The sequence below is a fragment of the Embleya sp. NPDC020886 genome (genome assembly GCF_044333915.1).
GTDB lineage: Bacteria > Actinomycetota > Actinomycetes > Streptomycetales > Streptomycetaceae > Embleya.
The window spans coordinates 575340-590197 of record NZ_JBIRRX010000001.1 but is presented as its reverse complement, the minus strand read 5'-3'; the positions used below and the strand labels follow the sequence as shown (position 1 = coordinate 590197).

General features: G+C 70.5%; 12 protein-coding genes. 4 read left to right on the top strand and 8 right to left on the bottom strand.

The genetic code is table 11. The features are described 5' to 3' along the window. Positions 1-35 precede the first annotated feature (35 nt). Positions 36-998, bottom strand: a complete 963-nt coding sequence (locus tag ACH4U8_RS02440; protein ID WP_395775601.1) for an alpha/beta hydrolase — start codon at positions 996-998, stop codon at positions 36-38. 171 nt (positions 999-1169) lie between these two features. On the opposite strand from ACH4U8_RS02440, the gene ACH4U8_RS02435 reads away from it, so the two are divergent. Further along, entirely contained in the window at positions 1170-2384 is a 1215-nt protein-coding gene (locus ACH4U8_RS02435; RefSeq protein WP_395775600.1) for a hypothetical protein, read from the top strand. Positions 2385-2427: 43 nt separating this feature from the next. Here ACH4U8_RS02435 and ACH4U8_RS02430 read toward each other — a convergent pair whose 3' ends face one another. From ACH4U8_RS02430 to ACH4U8_RS02410, 5 genes are all read right to left on the bottom strand, one after another. After that, entirely contained in the window at positions 2428-4137 is a 1710-nt protein-coding gene (locus tag ACH4U8_RS02430) for an FAD-dependent monooxygenase (protein ID WP_360312763.1), read from the bottom strand. 142 nt (positions 4138-4279) lie between these two features. Further along, entirely contained in the window at positions 4280-5161 is an 882-nt protein-coding gene (locus tag ACH4U8_RS02425; protein ID WP_395775599.1) for an amino acid ABC transporter permease, read from the bottom strand. Then, a complete protein-coding gene (locus ACH4U8_RS02420) occupies positions 5158-5805 on the bottom strand; it encodes an amino acid ABC transporter permease (RefSeq protein ID WP_360312767.1) in 648 nt (215 codons plus the stop codon). The genes ACH4U8_RS02425 and ACH4U8_RS02420 overlap by 4 nt, the downstream gene beginning before the upstream one ends. A gap of 167 nt (positions 5806-5972) precedes the next feature. Beyond that, positions 5973-6923, bottom strand: coding sequence for a glutamate ABC transporter substrate-binding protein (locus ACH4U8_RS02415; protein ID WP_360312769.1), 951 nt, complete (start codon positions 6921-6923; stop codon positions 5973-5975). A 106-nt stretch (positions 6924-7029) separates the two neighbouring features. Next, positions 7030-7788 (bottom strand): amino acid ABC transporter ATP-binding protein, encoded by a 759-nt coding sequence (locus tag ACH4U8_RS02410; protein WP_360312952.1) that lies wholly within the window; start codon positions 7786-7788, stop codon positions 7030-7032. Positions 7789-8032: 244 nt separating this feature from the next. Here ACH4U8_RS02410 and ACH4U8_RS02405 point away from each other — a divergent pair, with 244 nt between their 5' ends. Next, a complete protein-coding gene (locus tag ACH4U8_RS02405; RefSeq protein WP_360312771.1) occupies positions 8033-8710 on the top strand; it encodes a response regulator transcription factor in 678 nt (225 codons plus the stop codon). Between the two features lie 36 nt (positions 8711-8746). After that, complete coding sequence (locus ACH4U8_RS02400) at positions 8747-10162, top strand: HAMP domain-containing sensor histidine kinase (RefSeq protein WP_360312773.1); 1416 nt, start codon at positions 8747-8749, stop codon at positions 10160-10162. A 28-nt stretch (positions 10163-10190) separates the two neighbouring features. Here the strand turns inward: ACH4U8_RS02400 and ACH4U8_RS02395 are convergent, their stop codons facing one another. Both ACH4U8_RS02395 and ACH4U8_RS02390 read right to left on the bottom strand, forming a co-directional pair. Further along, positions 10191-12098 (bottom strand): bifunctional serine/threonine-protein kinase/glutamate ABC transporter substrate-binding protein, encoded by a 1908-nt coding sequence (locus ACH4U8_RS02395; protein WP_395775598.1) that lies wholly within the window; start codon positions 12096-12098, stop codon positions 10191-10193. A gap of 211 nt (positions 12099-12309) precedes the next feature. Continuing rightward, the gene (locus ACH4U8_RS02390; protein ID WP_379988900.1) at positions 12310-13302 is read right to left on the bottom strand and encodes a TAXI family TRAP transporter solute-binding subunit; all 993 of its coding nucleotides are present in this window, start codon (positions 13300-13302) and stop codon (positions 12310-12312) included. A gap of 77 nt (positions 13303-13379) precedes the next feature. Between ACH4U8_RS02390 and miaB the strand changes: the two genes are divergently transcribed. Next, the gene (gene miaB, locus ACH4U8_RS02385; protein WP_395775597.1) at positions 13380-14858 is read left to right on the top strand and encodes a tRNA (N6-isopentenyl adenosine(37)-C2)-methylthiotransferase MiaB; all 1479 of its coding nucleotides are present in this window, start codon (positions 13380-13382) and stop codon (positions 14856-14858) included.

Here is a 14858-nt window from a genome sequence, read left to right as displayed (position 1 = left end):
GACGCGGGGCAGGGTGAGGCGGCCCCGCGTCCCGCTCAGCCCAGCGTGCGCTTGAGGAACTGCGCCATGGTCGAGCGATACTCGCGTGCCTGCGGAACCAGCGCGGTGAGTTCGCCCGCGCCGTGCACGAAGCCGTCGAAGCGCTTGGCCTCGACCGGCACGCCGGCCCCCTCCAACTGCTTCGCGTACGCCTCGCCCTCGTCGCGCAGCGGGTCGTACTCGCCGGTGAGCACCAGCGCGGCGGGCAGCCCGGCCAGGTCCTCGGCGTGCAGCGGCGACGCGAGCGGATCGGTGCGCTCGCTGCGCGGGCTGGTCAGGTACAGCCCGACGGCCTCCTCCAGCGCCGCGCGGGTGAGCAGGTAGCCCTCGCCGTTCTCCGACACGGACGGCAGCGACAGGGTCAGGTCCAGGATCGCCGCGTCCAGCACCTGGGCGACCGGGGTCGGCTGGCGGCGGTCGCGCAGCATGATCGAGCAGGCGGCGGCCAGATTGCCGCCCGCGCCCGTGCCGCCGATCGCCACCTTGTCCGCGTTGACACCGAGCTGGAAGGCGCGCTCCTGCACCCAGATCCACGCGGCGTACGCGTCCTCCAGGGGCCAGGGGAACTTGAACTCGGGTGCCAGGCGATACTCGACGGAGATCACCACGGCGCCGCTCTCGGCGGCGATGTGCGCGCAGTGACCGTCGAACCGGTCCACCGCGCCGAGCCACCACGTGCCGTCGTGCAGGTACACGTAGCCTGGGCGACCGCCCTTGGGGGCGGGGCCGGCCGGTGTGTACACGCGAGCGGTGATCTTGCCCGGCTCGGGCTCCTTCACCGTGATGCTCACATCCCGCGTCGTCACACCTTCCGGCGCGGCCTCGGCGAACGCGAGGATGGACGACTCGAGGGCTTTGTTCGACGCGGCGCGGCGCTCCGCCAAGGGCAGGTCGGCCAACAGGGGCGGCGCGGCGGCGACAGCGTCGAGGATCGGCTGGATCTGCGGTGCGACGGGCATGCGACTCCTCCGAACGGATTACGAAGAAGCACAGTAGAACTTCGCGCCCGGAGTTGACAGAGCGTCAGACTCCGGACGCGTGACATAGGCCACACAGAAAGCGCGCGAAGGGCGTCAACCGTGTCAGTTGCCCCTGGCGTTGAATAGACCGAACCCACTGAGGAGTACGTGTTGACCGTCATCGACGAGCCCCGGATACCCGGCGCCCGGGCGTCCGGCGCGGACCGCGGTGCCCCCGACGAGAACTCGTCGGGGGCCCTGTCGTTCGCGGAGCGCGGCTTCCGGCTGCTGTGGCCGCCCTTGGCGGTATACGCGGGCACCGCCGTGCTCCAGTTGCTGGTGCTCTCGTGGATGATCCCGCCGGGCGGCCCGAGCCTGCGGGATCGGCTGTTGCAGTGGGACGCGCACTGGTACGTGGACGTCGCCGCGCACGGCTACCCGGACAGCTTCACGTACACCCCCGAGGGCGACCTCACCGGCAACACGCTCGCGTTCTTCCCGCTGTATCCGGGCCTGGTCCGGATCGTGCACTACCTCACCGGCACCGACTACGAGACGGCCGGCCTGATCGCCGGACACCTGGCCACCGCCGCCGCGTTGTGCGTGTTGTACGTGTTCATGAAGCGGCTGTACGACCGGCGCGCGGCGCTCGTGATGACCGTGCTCGTGGGCGGCGCGCAGCCGATGGGCGTGGTCTTCTCGATGGCCTACAGCGAGACGCTGTTCCTGGCGCTCGCGGTGGGCACGCTGCTCGCGGCGCACCGCAAGGCCTGGCTGACCGCGGGTCTGCTCGCGTGCCTGACCAGCATCACCCGACCGGCCGGCATCGCGGCGATCGCCGCCCTGGGGGTGGCCGCGCTGTTGGAGATGTGGCAACACCGGCGGATCGTGTACCGCCCGATCGCGGCGTGCGTGATCGCGTGTCTGGGCATGCCGCTGTACCTGCTGTGGGTGGGCACCCGGCTCGGCGAGATCGACGCCTGGTTCACCATCCAGGACGCCGGCTGGGGCACCAAGTGGGACAACGGCGAGGCGGTTCGCCACTTCCTGACCGACACGCTGCGCAACGGCGACCAGTGGATAGCGGTCAGCACCGCGGTGTTGATCATCGCGGCCGTGATCGGTTCGCTGGTCGCGCTGAATCGACGGATCTGGCCGCCGCTGGCGGTCTACGGCCTGTCGATCCTGGTGATGACGCTGTGTCAGAGCAACTACTACCACTCGAAGTTGCGGCTGATGATCCCCACGCTGCTGTTCTTCGTCCCACTGGCCACCGTGCTGGCGCGCGCTCGCACGCGTACCGCCGTGCTGGTGCTCGCCGGGATGTGTCTGTTCGGCATGTGGTACGGCGCGTACATGCTCACCACCTGGCACTACGGGATCTGATCCGGGCTCGGGCCGTGGGCCGGCCCGCGCCCGGACGCCCGGGTCAGTGCCCGGCGCCGCGGGCGCGGTCGATGGCCTCCTCCAGGATGTCCAGGTGCTCGGGGGGCAGGTGCGCCGCTATGTAGCCGTCCGGGCGGATCAGCAGGATCGTGTGCGCGCCGGCGCCCGGGTACTCGGGGGTGACCACCAACTCGGCCGGCGCGGCGAGCTTGTCCAGGCGTGCGCGCAGTCGTGGCATCAGGCCCGCCTCGCGCCAGCGGTCGCCGTGCCACACCTCTATGCCCGGGGCGATCAACAGCACGACCAGCCCTCGGTCCAGGCACTCGGTCAGCCACCCGTCGGCGCCGTCCGCCCGCACCACCGCGACGTCGCGGATCCACTCGCCGACTCCGGGGCCGGGGGTGAGCAGCGGCGAGCCGCTGTAGTCGGGGCCCGACGTGCTCGCGGCCGGACCGCGCGGGTCGAGCCGGCGCAACGTGGTGCCCTTGCCGCGCGCACCCATCAGGGTCAGTCGGCGGCCCACCTTCTGCGCCGGGCTCGCCGGAGCCAGGAAGTGCAGCGCGTCCTCGCCCAGCGCCAACCGGCGTCGGGCGGCCCCCCGGCGTTCGCCGTGGTAGGTCTCCAGGAGCCGGATCGGGGCGTAGCCGCGCAGCGTGAAGGCCAGCTTCCAGGCCAGGTTGCGCACGTCCTGGAGACCGAGTTCGACCGCGTCCGCGGCGGACGGGTGGACCAGGTGCGCCGCGTCCCCGGCGAGCAGCACCCGGCCGACCCGGAAGCGGCGGGCGAGTCGCTGGTGCACCTCGTACTCGCCGCTCCACAACAGGTCGTGCGCGGGATCCTCGGCCGAGTCCGAATCGGGGGAGAGCGCGTCCAGGGTGCGCAACACCGAACGCACCCGGGCGGAGACCCGCTTGGGGTCGGCCAGGTCCCCGGTCACCGGGATCACCCGGGTCTCCTCGGCGGCCTTGGCCACTCCGTGCGCCATCGGGAGTTGCCAGGTCAGCCGCCACACGTCGTCGGGCAGCGGCTGGGCGAGCACCGTGCCGCCGCGGTGGAACGGCGGGTCCACGAACAACCACGGGGTGGCCGGCCCGCCGGTGTCGGGGGTCGGGGGCTCGTCGGCGAGCGAGGGATCCGGGGGCACCAGCGAGGTCGCCGTGATCCGGCGCGGCAGCCGTACCTTCACGTCCGCGCACAACAGCCGGTCCACCCGCGGCCGGCCGGGAAAGCGCACGTCGACCGCGCGCCGGACCACCGAGCGGGCCCCGTCGCAGCCGAGCAGCCACTGCGCGCGCCACTTGACCGGACCGCCCGGGCCGCGGGCGAGCAAAGTGACCGAGGTCTCGTCCTGTTCGACCCCCTCGATCCGGTGCCGCCACGCGGTGGTCACCAGCGGACTGGCGTGCGCGGCATCCAACAGGGCGCGCTCCAGGCGCTGTTGGGAGAGGCCGTAGCGGACGGGCGCCTCCGGCTCGTCGACCGGCTGCGGTACGTCGCGGGTGCGCCGGCGGATCCGTTGCACGCCCCACGGTTCGGCGGCGCCGTCCAGGCGGGTGCCGGTCAGGTCGTAGACGAAGGCCAGCGTCGCGCCGTCCAGCGCACACGCGCGCGAGCCGGCTCGCGGCGTGCCGTTGCCCGAGTCCACCACGACCGAGCGCACCCCGCGCCCGGCCAGGGCCAGGGCGGCGGCCAAACCGGCGGGCCCGGCGCCCGCGATGATCACCGAGTCCGCGCGCGGAGCATTGCCCGCCATCGTGGCCCCCCAAGTGTTGCAAGACGTGTCGTACTCGTCGCCCATCATCCGGCACCGGGACCCCGGCACGACAAAGCGACGCCCCGCGGGTGGTGTGCACCGCGGGGCGTCGGTCGTCGGTGGTGCGGGTGTCGCGGCGCGCTCAGACGCCGGCACCGTCCAGGGCCGGCGCGACCGCTCGTGACTCGACGGCGATCGGCTTGCCCTTGCGCGAGGTGCGCAGTCGGCGCTCCAGCCAGGTGGCGAAGGCGGACAGGATCATGCACATCGCGACGTAGATCGCGCCGACGATGATCGTCACCGGGATGAACGGCATGTGGTAGTCCTGGTAACCGCCGATCAGCTTGGCCGCCGCGAGCAGCTCCGGGTAGGTGATCAGGAAGCCGAGCGAGGTGTCCTTGAGGGTCACCACGATCTGGCTGATGATCGTCGGGAGCATGGTGCGGATGCCCTGCGGGACCAGGATCATCGTCATCACCTGGGTCTTGCGCATGCCCAGCGCGTAGGCCGCCTCGCTTTGGCCCTTGGGCACCGCGAGGATGCCCGCGCGGATGTTCTCCGCCTGCACGGTGCCGTTGTAGATGGTCAGACCGACCACCAGCGGCCACATCGGCTCCCACTTCCACCAGCCCTGGCTGGCCGGGACGAGGTAGAGCATGAAGATCAGTACCAGCAGCGGCATCGCGCGGAAGAAGGTCACGAACGTGGTCGCGGCCCAGCGCACGATCTTGTGATCGGAGAGCCGGCCGGCGGCCAGGAAGGCGCCGAGCACGATCGAGAACACCGCGGCCAGCGCGAACGCCTTCAAGGTGGCCTTGAGGCCGTCGAAGATGAACTGCTGGACACCCGTGTACTGGAACGGGTCCCACTTGGCCGACTCGAACTGGCCGGTGTCCTCGAACCGCATGATCACGAAGACCAGGAAGCCGGCCAGGGCCAGGGTGCCGACCACGCCGATGATCAGGTTGCGTCGGCGTGCCTTGGGGCCCGGTACGTCGAACAGCACGCTCGCTTCGCGGCTCATCGGACCACCGCCAGCTTCTTCTCCAGCGCGGCCAACAGCGCGCTCATGGTCAAGGTGATGATCAGGTAGCCGATCGCGATCCACACCAGGACCCACAACGACTTGTAGCCGTTCTCGATCATCGTCGAGCTGGTGCCCATGAGTTCGGTGGTGTTGAAGGCGCTGGCGATGGCCGAGTTGCGGACCATCGCGATCAGCAGGCTGCCGATCGGCGGGACCGCCGCCCGACCGGCCTGCGGCAGCACGATCTGGCTCAGCGTCTGGGTGAAGGACATGCCCAGGCTGCGGGCGGCCTCGGCCTGGCCGATCGGGACGGTGTTGATGCCCGAGCGGATCGCCTCACAGATGAAGGCGGCGGTGTACGTGCTCAGCGCGATGACCGCGAACTGGAAGAAGGAGAAGTTGAACCGCAGCTTGGGGAAACCGAGCGCGACGGCGAAGAAGATCAGCGTCAAAGGGGTGTTGCGGAAAAGATTGACGTACGCGGCGCCGAACCAGCGCAGGGGCGGCACCGGCGAGACCCGACACGCGGCTATCAGCGTGCCGAGCAGAAGCGACGCGATCCCACAGACGACGGTCAGCTTGAGCGTCCCGACGAAGCCGTGCCGCAAGAGATCCCAGTTGTCCTGGATCACTTCGAGCATCGTGATCGAGCCCTCCTCTCCGTGATCGTGGGGTCAGGGGTTGGGTTGACGGCCCGTTCCCCTGCTCACCTGCGGCGGGGACGGGAGGGGTCGTGCACCGGCCGGTCCCGGGGGAGCCGGAACCGGACGGCGCACGACGTGCGAGCGGCGACGAGGCGCGAGGCGCGTCAGTAGCGAACGAGCGCCGGGATGGCCGGGGCGGCCGAGCCGGACAGGCCGAGCGTGGCGTCGTACGCCTTCTTCCAGTCGCCGTTCTTCTCGTGCGCCTCCAGGGCGTCGCTGACCGCGTTGCGGAACACCGCGTCGTCCTTGTTCAGGCCGACGCCGTAGTTCTCCACGGTGAACGGCTCGCCGACCACCTTGAGCGCGGCCGGGTCCTTGGCCGCGTAGCCCTTGAGGATCGCGTCGTCGGTGGAGACCGCGTCGACCTGGTTGGAGAGCAGGTTCTCGACACACAGCGAGTAGGTGTCGAACACCCGGGTGGTGGTGTCGGGGAACTTGGACTGCAGGTTCTGCAGCGGGGTGGAGCCCTTGGCGGAGCACACCGTCTTGCCCTTGATGGTGTCCTTGCCGGTGATCGAGGTCTCGTTCTTGCGCACCAGCAGCGACTGGCCCGCGATGTAGTACGGACCCGCGAAGGACACCTGCTCCTTGCGCTTGTCGGTGATGCTGTAGGTGCCGACGTAGTAGTCGATGTCACCGTTGACCAGCGCGTTCTCACGGTTGGTCGACGCGATCGCCTTGAACTCGATCTTGTCCGGGCCGAAGCCGAGGTCGGCCGCGATCATCTTGGCGATCTCGATGTCGAAGCCGGAGTACTTGCCGGTGGCCGGGTCCTTGGAGCCGAGGAAGGGCTGGTCCTCCTTGGCGCCGACGATCAGCTTGCCGCGCTTCTTGGCGTTTTCGAAGGTCTTCGAGCCGGTGAGCGCCGCGTCCGCCTTGGGCGTGTAGGACGGCAGCTCGGGCTTGGCGGCGCCGGGCGCGCCGGGCGCACCCTGCGAACCGCCGGTGCTGCCGCCCGGAGTCTTGGCCTCCGGCGAACCGTCCTTGCCACACGCGGTACCGAACAGGGCGAGCACGGCGATGCCGGCGACGGCCACGGATGAGCGCATCTTCATGATCAACGTCCTTGGGTGAAAGAGGAGAGCGGCCTGACGACAGACGAACCGCGGGGTGCGAAGCGTGAGTTGCGCGATCGGGCGCACTGGGGGCGCCCGATGCGGCTCAGTGGTGCAGGATCTTGGAGAGGAAGTCCCGAGCACGATCGCTGCGCGGGTTGCTGAAGAACTCGTCGGGCGTGTTCTCCTCGACGATGCGGCCGTCGGCCATGAAGATCACCCGGTTCGCGGCGGAGCGCGCGAAGCCCATCTCGTGGGTCACCACGACCATCGTCATGCCCTCGGCGGCCAGGTCGCGCATGACCTCCAGGACCTCGTTGATCATTTCCGGGTCGAGTGCGGAGGTGGGCTCGTCGAAGAGCATCACCTTGGGCTCCATGGCCAGCGCCCGGGCGATCGCGACGCGCTGCTGCTGACCACCGGAGAGCTGCGAGGGGTACTTGTCCGCCTGGCTGCCCACACCGACCCGGTCCAGCAGTTCGTGTGCCCGGCGGGTGACCACGTCGGCCTTCTCGCGACGCACCTTGAGCGGGCCCAGCGTCACGTTCTGGAGCACGGTCTTGTGCGCGAACAGGTTGAACGACTGGAACACCATGCCCACGTCCGAGCGCAGCCGGGCGAGGTCGCGGCCCTCCTGCGGGAGGAGGTTGCCGTCGATGGTGATCCGGCCGCCGTCGATCGCCTCCAGCCGGTTGATCGTGCGGCACAGCGTCGACTTTCCCGATCCGGACGGACCGATGACGACGACGACCTCGCCCTTGTGGATCGTCAGGTCGATGTCCTGCAACACGTGCAGGGCGCCGAAGTGCTTGTTGACGTTCTCCAACACGACGAGGGGCTCGCCGGGGTGCGCGTCCTTGCCGATGTCGCGCTTGGTGAGCACCGGCGGCTTCGGTGCGATGTCAGAGGCATCCGTCGTCACGATGGCGGGCTCCGTCCAGAGTCGTCCCGTATCTTTTTGCGCGACCGGGTGGCAGGTGGGTTCGAGAGTCTCCCGGCGAGGCCGGGTGGTGCGTGACACTAAGGCAGGCAACACCCCCCCAGTCAGTGCACTTGAGCTTGTCTTGAGGTCAAGAGTCGGTAACGGACCGTCAGATGTGAGGAACCACGTGCGCCTCCTGCTCGTCGAGGATGATCTGCGAGTCGCCGCGCCGCTACGCGCGGTTCTGGGCCGGCACGGCTTCACCGTGCGGCATGCCACCACCGGCGAGGAGGCCCTCGCCGCGCTCGACGACGTGCCGGACGTGGTGCTGCTCGACCTGTCGCTGCCCGACCACGACGGCTTCGAGGTGTGCAGTCGGATCCGCCGGCTGTGCGACGTCCCGGTGATCATGGTCACCGCGCGCGCGGACATCCGATCGCGCATACACGGGCTGAACCTGGGCGCCGACGACTACGTCACCAAGCCCTACGACATCGGCGAACTCCTGGCCCGCATACACGCGGTGAGCAGACGCACGCGCAGTGACGCACCCGCTGCGGAGAGTGCGCCGGCCGCCAAGGGGCCCGGCGGCATCGAGTTGGACCCGGCCACCCGGCGGGTCACCGTCGGCGGAGTCGATGTGGTGCTCACCCGCAAGGAGTTCGACCTGCTCGCCCTGCTGGCACAACGCCCGGGCGTGGTGTTTCGCCGCGAACAGATCATCAGCGAGGTCTGGCACACGAGCTGGGCGGGCAACAACCGCACCCTGGAGGTGCACGTCGCGTCGCTGCGTTCCAAGCTCGGCAATCCGGCGATCGTCGAGACGGTGCGCGGCGTGGGCTACCGTGTCGTTCCCGAGGCCTGATCCCACCGGCTTCCCGACGGATCGTCACCGGCCCCTGTGCGTACCCGCCTGCTCGCCCTGCTCCTCGCCCTGATGACCGCGGTGCTGATCGCGCTCGGCATCCCGTTGGCGATCTCCCGCGCGTCCGCGCATCAGCAGGAGCTGATCCGCGATCGGGTGGACGACCTCACCCGCTTCGTTTCGGACACCCAGCTCACCGTCGTCTCGGACACCCTGCGTGCGCAGACCGACGTCGGCCGACCGCCCGGCCCGGACGCGACCGACCTGGACATGTTGCGCTCCGAACTGGAGCGATACCAGGACGTCTACGGCATCCGGGTCGGTGCCTTCGATCGACGCGGCCAGCCGATCGCCGTGTCCCGCCCGGGATTTCGGGTCGATCCGCGCTCGCCGGCGTTCACCGAGGCGCTCGCCGGGCGGCGCAGCGACGACCCCGGGCAGGTGTGGCCCTGGCAGCGGGATCGCATCGTGGTGGCGGTCCCGGTGATCCACCGCGGCGACGTGGTGGCGGTCGTGTTGACCGACTCGCCGACCGGCCGGATGCGTTCGCAGATCCAACGGGTATGGCTGATTCTGGTCGCCGGCGAGGTGGTCGCGGTGCTGGCCGCGCTGCTGCTCGCGACCCGGCTCACCGGCTGGGTGCTGCGCCCGGTCCGGGTGCTCGACTCGGTGACCCACGAGATCGCCACGGGTCGGCTCGGAGCGCGCGTGGCCGGCGCCCAGGGGCCGCCGGAACTGCGGCGGCTGGCAAGGTCGTTCAACGAGATGGCGGATCACGTGGAGACCGTCGTGGACCAGCAGCGAGCGTTCGCCGCGGACGCCTCGCACCAACTGCGCAACCCCCTGTCCGCGCTGTTGTTGCGGATCGAGGAGCTGGGGTTGTCGTTGCCGCCCGGCCACGGCGAGACGCTGGACGGCGTGCGCGACGAGGGTCGGCGGCTCACCCATGTCCTGGACGAACTCCTGGAGTTGGCCCTGGCCGAGAACGCCCGCCCGTCCGCCCGGGCGGTGGACGTGGCGGCCCTGGTGCACGAACGGGTGGACGCCTGGCAGACGTTGGCCCGCAGCCGCGGTCGCCGGTTCGAGCAGGAGGGCCCGCTCGCGCTGACCGGCAACGTGGACCCGGTCACCCTGGGCAGCGCGCTGGACGCGATCCTGGACAACGCGCTCAAGTTCGCCCCCGAGGACACCACGATCACCGTGGCGTGTTCGGCGGTGGGCAGCGAGGTGGAGATCCGGGTCAGCGACCGCGGCCCGGGACTCACCTTCGAGGAGATGCGCCGGGTGGGCGACCGGTTCTGGCGCAGCCCGCGACACCAGAACGTGGACGGCTCCGGCCTGGGCCTGTCGATCGCCCGCACGCTGCTCGCGGCGAGCGGCGGGCGGATCGACTTCGCCGCGCGCGAGGGTGGCGGGCTGACCGTCACGCTGACCGTGCCCCGGGCCGACTGAGCCGCCCGGGACCGGTCGACGGCCGCCGCTATTCGGCCACCCGGCACTGCGGCGCGCGCGGCTGGGGCAGGCCCAGCGGGCGCAGCCGCACGTCGTAGGCCCGCTGCCAGTCGCCGTTGGCGATGTGCCGGTTCAGCGCCCCGCACACCGCGTCCGCCAGGGCGACGTCGCCCTTGCTCAGGCCCACCCCGTACGGCTCGTCCGAGAACGGCCGGCCCAGGATCCGCAGCATGCCCGGATGCTGGGCGACGAAGCCGGACAGGATCGCGTCGTCGGTGCTGACCCCGCGCACGTTCTTGGCCAACAACTCGTCCACGCACTCCGAATACTTGCCGCGTTCCTGCACCTTCATGGTCGGGAACTCGGAGCGGATCCGGTTCGCCGACGTCGACTCGCGCACCACGCACACCGCGCTGTCGGCGAGGTCCTCGGGACCGTTGACGTCCGGCTCGTCCGTGCGGACCAAAAAGTCCTGGCCGGCGATGAAGTACGGCCCGGCGAACGAGACCTTCTGCGACCGGGCGGCGTTGATCGTGTAGCTGGCCACGACCAGGTCGACCTGACCGCTGGTGATCCGGTACTCGCGGTTCTGCGTCTCCACGTCCATGAACGTGACGCGGTCCTTGAAGCCGAGATCGTCCGCGATCATCCGCGCGACGTCGTCGTCGAAGCCCTGATACGCCTGCTCGCCGGTGCGCACGCTCCACCCGGGCTGGTCCGGCTTGACGCCGATGATGATCCGACCCCGGGCCACCATCTCCCGGTACGTCGGCGAGTTCTTGCGCAGATTGGCGAGCGGGTCGGGGGCGTGCGTGCCGCCCTCGGCCCGGTTGTTCTCCACCGCGAGCCAGGACGCGCCGACCGCGACCAACAGGAACGCCAACGCGGCGGGCAGCGCGATCCGGGTGCGCCGCCACCACCCGGCCCGGCCCGCGGGCCGCGACGCCGGTTCCTCGGGTGGACCCTCGCCCGCGTAGGTGGCCTCGACGCCCTCGTCCGGCTCGCGCCGGGGCAGCGGGTCGCCGCCCCAGGTCACCGGCACCGAGTCCTGCACCACTCGGGTGAGCAGCGCGTCGGTCTCCTTGGCGTCCAACCGCCGGAGCGGATCCTTGCGCAACAGGCCCATGATCACCGGCTCCAGCGGACCGGCGTGCCGAGGCGGTGCGGGCGGCGCGTTCACCACCGCGTCCACCACCTCCACGGGGGAGGCCCGACGAAACGGCGCGAGACCCTCGACCATCTCGTACAGGGTCGCGCCGAGCGACCACAGGTCGGAGGCCGGATCCAGTGCGTCCGGCGGGTCGGCGAGCGTGTGCTCGGTCGAGCCGTTGTCGGTCAGCACGCCGCCGCGGCCCCGGGCGAACTGTTCGGCGCGCTCGGGCGCGAGATAGCCCGGGGTGCCGAGCAGTTCGCCGAACTGGGTCACCTGGGGCGCGTCGGCGAAGGTGGCGATGCCGAAGTCGGTGAGCACCACCCGGCCGTCCATGCCCAAGAGCACGTTCGCCGGCTTCACGTCCCGGTGCAGGACGCCCTTGGCGTGCGCGGCGCGCAGCGCGCGTAGCACGTCGAGGCCGATCCGGGCCGCCTCGGCGTGGTCGAGCCGACCCTCCGCGCGGATCACGTCGGCCAGCGAGCGCGAGATCACCAATTCCATGACGATCCACGGCAAACCGTCCTCTTCGAAGACGTCGTGCACCGTCACCACGTTCTCGTGGCGGATCCGGGCCGCGGCGATCGCCTCGCGCTTGCTGCGCTCCAGCCAGGACCGCTGCGAGCCCGCGTCCAAGGACTTCGGCAGCAGCAACTCCTTGACCGCGACCTCGCGGCCGAGGGCGGTGTCCACAGCCAGCCAGACCTCGCCCATACCGCCTCGGCCGAGACTGCGGCTGAGGCGGTAACGATTGTTCAGTATTCGGCCGATCTCCCCCTCGGACACCGCGGTCGCACCCTCCTCCCGAGCAAGCGGGCCTCCCTGACCATGTGTGCGGCCTTCCCCCCGGTCGGCTCACAGCGTCGGTTCGGGGACCGCGGACGGTCTGGCCTACAAGCTCAGAGCGTAGATGTCGGTCCCGAACACGATGACACGAACCCAGCATGTGCCATCGGAGCCGCTTCGCGCGACGCCCTGGGCATCACGATCTGTCCGATCAGGGTTTCACCGATCGGTACCACCGCTGGGCACCCGTGTGCAGCGGGAGCGGATCGGTGAAGATCGCCGTCCTGGGGTCGACCAACTGGGCGGCGTGCACCTCGCGTCCGATCGCCTCCCGGTTCTCCATCACCGTCTCGGTCACCCGCCTGATCAGCTCCGGATCCTGCGCGGCCCGGGTGACCAGCAGGTTCGGCACCGCGATGGTGGGCGTCTCGGTGCCGCCGGGATAGGCGTCCGCGGGCACCACCGCCTCGCGGTAGACCGGCCCGTAGCGATCGCGCAGCTTGCCCGCGAGGTCGCCCAGCGGCACCAGCCGCAACGACCAGTGCTCGGCCAGGTCGGAGACCGCCCCGGTGGGCAGCCCACCGGACCAGAAGAACGCGTCCACCGTGCCGTCGCGCAGCCGCTGGGTGGCCTCGCCGATGCCGATCGGGACCGGGGTGACGGCCCGCTCCAGGTCGCCCATGCCCACCTCGCTCAGCAACCGGCGAGTGATCAACTCCACGCCCGACCCCGGCAGTCCCACCACCACCCGACGCCCGCGCAGGTCGGTGATCTTTTGCACCGGCGAACCGACCGGCACCACCAGTTGCACGTAGTCGTCGTACAACCGGGCGACCGCGCGCAGTCGTTCCCGGTCGCCCGGCCCCAGATCGGCCACCGCGTCGGCGGTGGCGATGCCGAAGGTGTCCACGCCCTCGATCACCCGGCGCAGGTTCTCCACCGACCCGCCGCTGGAGTCCACCGTGACCTTGACGTCCAGGTCCGCGGACAGCCGAGGTCGCAACAGTTCGCCGTAGCGGTGGTAGACCCCGGTCGGCACTCCCGTGGCCAGCGAGACCGGTCCACCCGGAGTCGGCCGGTCCTCCCGCGAGAAGATCAGATACCCGCCGACCAGGCACAACAGCACCAGCGCGATCAGCCCGACCCGAACCGGGCCTGGTCGGCGCGCGCAGGCGTCGCGCAGGGAAACGGGGAGGAACGACAAGGAGGGCACGGCCGCGATATTGCCATGGAGGTCGGCCACACACGCTCGGAAGCAAACCCCGTACCCTGTCGGGTGTTATGACTGCGCGAAGCTATGAGGTCCGCACCTACGGGTGCCAGATGAACGTCCACGACTCCGAGCGGCTGTCCGGTCTGTTGGAGGACGCGGGATACGTGCGCGCGCCCAAGGGGGAGTCGGCCGACGTGGTCGTCTTCAACACGTGCGCCGTCCGCGAGAACGCGGACAACAAGCTGTACGGGAACCTGGGCCACCTCGCGCCCGCGAAGGCCGAGAACCCGGACATGCAGATCGCGGTCGGCGGCTGCCTCGCGCAAAAGGACCGGGACACCATCGTGCGCAGGGCGCCGTGGGTGGACGTGGTCTTCGGCACGCACAACGTGGGCTCGCTGCCGGTGCTCCTGGAGCGGGCCCGGGTCGAGCAGGAGGCCCAGGTCGAGATCCTGGAGTCGCTCGACGTCTTCCCCTCCACGCTGCCCACCCGGCGCGAGTCGGCGTACGCGGCGTGGGTGGCGATCTCGGTGGGCTGCAACAACACCTGCACGTTCTGCATCGTGCCCGCGCTGCGCGGCAAGGAGAAGGACCGCCGACCCGGCGACGTGCTCGCCGAGATCGAGACGCTGGTCGGCGAGGGTGTGATCGAGGTCACCCTGCTCGGCCAGAACGTCAACGCGTACGGCTCGGACATGGGCGATCGCGAGGCGTTCTCCAAGCTGCTCCGCTCGTGCGGGCGCGTCGAGGGCCTGGAGCGGGTGCGCTTCACCTCGCCGCACCCGCGCGACTTCACCGACGACGTGATCGCGGCGATGGCCGAGACGCCGAACGTGATGCACCAGTTGCACATGCCGCTGCAATCCGGCTCGGACACGATGTTGCGCGCGATGCGCCGCTCCTACCGCCAGGATCGGTACCTGGGGATCATCGAGCGGGTCCGGGCGGCGATGCCGGACGCGGCGATCTCCACCGACATCATCGTGGGCTTCCCCGGCGAGACCGACGAGGACTTCGAACAGACCCTGCACACCGTGCGCGAGGCCCGGTTCGCCGCCGCGTTCACGTTCCAGTACTCCAAGCGCCCGGGCACCCCGGCGGCCACCATGGACGGCCAGGTGCCCAAGGAGGTCGTCACCGAGCGCTACCAGCGGCTGCTCGCGCTCCAGGAGGAGATCTCCTGGACGGAGAACCGCACCCAGGTCGGCCGCACCCTGGAGGTGCTGGTCGCCGAGGGCGAGGGGCGCAAGGACCACGACACCGCGCGGCTGTCCGGGCGGGCCCCGGACAACCGCCTCGTGCACTTCGAACGCCCCGCCGACGGGGTGCGCCCCGGCGACATGGTCTCGGTCGAAATCACCTACGCCGCGCCGCACCACCTGCTCGCCGAGCGGCCGCCCCTGGCGATCCGGCGCACCCGCGCGGGCGACGCGTGGGAACGCCGCAACGCGGCCCCCGCGGCCAAGCCCGGCGTGCTGCTGGGCATGCCGCAAATCGGCGCTCCGGCGCCGGTGCCGGCGCCGACCGGGGTCGCCTGCTGCGACTGA